This is a genomic window from Microbacterium sp. ISL-103 (assembly GCF_018613995.1).
In the GTDB taxonomy this organism is placed as follows: Bacteria; Actinomycetota; Actinomycetes; order Actinomycetales; family Microbacteriaceae; genus Microbacterium.
Genome location: NZ_JAGGPD010000110.1, coordinates 1 through 2,783, shown reverse-complemented (window position 1 = coordinate 2,783; position 2,783 = coordinate 1). Strand labels below are relative to the sequence as shown.

Genomic DNA, 2,783 nt, shown 5'->3' with positions numbered 1-2,783 from the left:
AACGTCGCAGGCAAGTCGACCCTCGTGAAGATCATGTCCGGGGTCGTGCCGATGACCTCGGGGGCCTACTACTGGGACGGCACCGCCGTGCCCACCGTCAACCGTCCGACCACCGAGTCGCTGGGCGTCGAGACGATCTTCCAGGACTCCGCCCTCGTCGATCAGATGTCGATCACCCGCAACATCTTCATGGGGCGGGAGATCACGAACCCTCTCGGCTTCATGAAGCTGAAGCAGATGGATGCGATCGCGACCAACATCCTCGACACCGTCGTCACGATCGAAGGCATCAAGAGCTCGAAGCAGCTCGTGTCGTCCCTGTCGGGAGGACAGGCCCAGGCCGTCGCGATCGCGCGTGCGGTGCACTTCAAACGCAGCCTGCTCATCCTCGACGAGCCCACGTCGGCCCTGGCCGTGCGCGCGACGGAGGCTCTGCTCGACTACCTCCGACAGCTCAAAACCGAGGGCGTGAGCTCGGTTCTCGTCACCCACAACCTGCACCACGCCTACAAGGTCTGCGATCGGCACATCGTGATGAATCACGGCAGGAAGATCCTCGATGTGCGCCGCGAGGACACCAGTGTCGAAGAGCTGACCGCGGCGGTGGTCGAGGGGCAGATCGGGGTCGACCGCTTCCGCGCCGGAGTGGGCATCTGACCGGCATCTCAGAGGTGAGGCCCCGCACTGCAGTGCGGGGCCTCATTGCATCTCGATGACGTGCGACGCTATCTGAGGATCACCCGCCGTTGGACTGCCGGATGCCCTCCCCGTAGGCCTCGAAGGTGTGCACGAACCCACCGGCTGGGCCGCTGACCACCACGTAGCCATCCGTCGTTCCCGGCGCGATGGCGATGTTCGTCGCCGACTCCAGCCCCTCACCCGGCACGCGGACCCTACCGATCTGCTCACCGGTCTTGGCGAAGACCACGATCTCGGCCTTTTCGTGGAACATCTGATAGATGTTGCCCTCCGCGTCGACCGCGGTCGAGTCGATGCGTCCGATCCCGCCGTCGACGTGGATCGCGGGATACGCCGAGACGACCCGGGTGCGCGTCTCATCGAGGGCGAAGTAGTCGATCCGGTTCGCGTTGTACTGCGCGACCCAGAGCCCCGCATCCTCCTCGTCGAAGACGATGCCGTTCGGAGAGGGCAGATCGCCCGCGAGGGTCGACGCCTGCCCGTCGGTGCCGATTCTCACCACACGCCCCGGGGTCTCCCATCCTGGTGCGTCCATGCCGCGGGTGTCGGTCACGAACATCGTGCCGTCGGGATGGAACGCGATGTCGTCGGGCAGCATCGCGATGCCGTCGACGTCGCCCGAGAAGTGCACCTGCGGGTCTTCTCCCTCAGCCGTGATGCTCATGACACCACCGCCGAGGAAGTCGGTGAGGTACAGGCGACCGTCACTCGGGTGGAACTGCGCCGAGGTGAACGCACTCGTCTCGTCGGTGAAGACCTGATCGACCGTGCGCTCGTCGACGTCGACGCGTAGGACCTTCGCCTCCCCGGCGGGCGCCATCACGTCGACCAGGAAGAGCGAACCGTCTTCGTGGAAGGTCGGCCCCTCAAGCAGCGTCCCGCCGGTGAGCTCGTGAGGCTCGGTCACCTGGAGCAGCTCGTCCGAGATCTGTTCCGCAGCGGGCCCGTCCGATGGAGCGTCGGTCTGCGCCGCATCCGGAGCCGCCGGCGCGCACCCGACGAGCAGAGCCACCACCCCGATCGCACCTGCCGCGGCCGCCAGCGCCGCCCTCACGCCGACACCCCGATCTCCGACGACTCGCGCATGCGTTCGTCCGCATCGTCGACGACGAGCAGCTCCGCCATGTCTCCCGCACGCCACTCACGCAGGAGTCGATGGAAGGCCACCGGCCCCGGGGAGTACGTGAGTCCGCCGATCGTGCGCGAGCCCTCACCGTTGTAGTAGCCCGGCGTGCACTGGGCCTGGAAGTCCGAGACGTCCCTCGAGGTCTCGGCAACAGTGCGGCACCAGGCATCCTCGGCCTCAGCGGTCGGCTCGATGCGGCGAGCGCCGACCCGCTCGGCCCGCTCGATCACCGCGGCGATGTGCGTCGCCTGCTCCTGCAGGATGTGCACGAAGTTCACCGAGTTCGCGTTCTGCATCGGGCCGAGTTGGAACAGATTCGGGAAGCCGTGCGTGGTGAATCCGTGCAACGTCCGCGGCCCCAGCCCCCAGGCCTCGAGAAGCGCACGCCCTCCCCGCCCGGACACGGGCAGGGTGCCCGACACCACCCCTGAGACCCCGACGTCGAATCCGGTGGCGAAGATGAGGCAGTCCACCTCGTACTCCGCCTCACCCACCACAATCGATGTCTCGGTCAGCGCGGTGATGCCGTGGGTGTCCGCCGTGTCGACGAGAGTGACGTTCGACCGGTTGAACGCCTGCAGATACAGGTCGCTGAACCCCGGCCGCTTGCACATGTACCGGTACCAGGGCTTGAGGGCGTCTGCGGTGGCGGGGTCATCGACGATCGCATCCACTCGGGCTCGCAGAGAATCCATCTTCGCCGCGTCGTCGAGTTCCTCCTGCAGTAGGCGGCCCTCTTCCGACACAGAGCCGTCGACACTTCCCGAGAGGATGCTCCGCTGCAGCCGGTGCGTCGAGGTCCATCCGTCGTCCACGAGGGACTCGACGGGCTCACCGGCCAGCACCTCGAGGAAGTTGTCCATCCGCTCGCGCTGCCACCCGGGAGAGAGCGTCGCCACCCACTCCGGATCCGTCGGACGGTTGTCGCGCACGTCGACGGTCGAAGGCGTGCGCTGGA

The 2,783-nt window shown here is 66.9% G+C and carries 2 protein-coding genes and 1 pseudogene; 1 reads left to right on the top strand and 2 read right to left on the bottom strand.

All coding sequences use genetic code 11. The annotated features are described in order from the left end of the window. Positions 1-657, top strand: a 657-nt coding sequence (locus J7E68_RS05075; RefSeq protein WP_215170451.1) for an ATP-binding cassette domain-containing protein, incomplete at its 5' end; no start/stop codon positions are given. 79 nt (positions 658-736) lie between these two features. Here J7E68_RS05075 and J7E68_RS05070 read toward each other — a convergent pair. Together J7E68_RS05070 and J7E68_RS05065 are read right to left on the bottom strand one after the other, a co-directional pair. Beyond that, the gene (locus J7E68_RS05070) at positions 737-1,753 is read right to left on the bottom strand and encodes an SMP-30/gluconolactonase/LRE family protein (protein ID WP_311416367.1); all 1,017 of its coding nucleotides are present in this window, start codon (positions 1,751-1,753) and stop codon (positions 737-739) included. Continuing rightward, positions 1,750-2,783: pseudogene (locus J7E68_RS05065) on the bottom strand (monooxygenase); the annotation flags it as partial. The gene J7E68_RS05070 and the pseudogene J7E68_RS05065, both read right to left, overlap by 4 nt.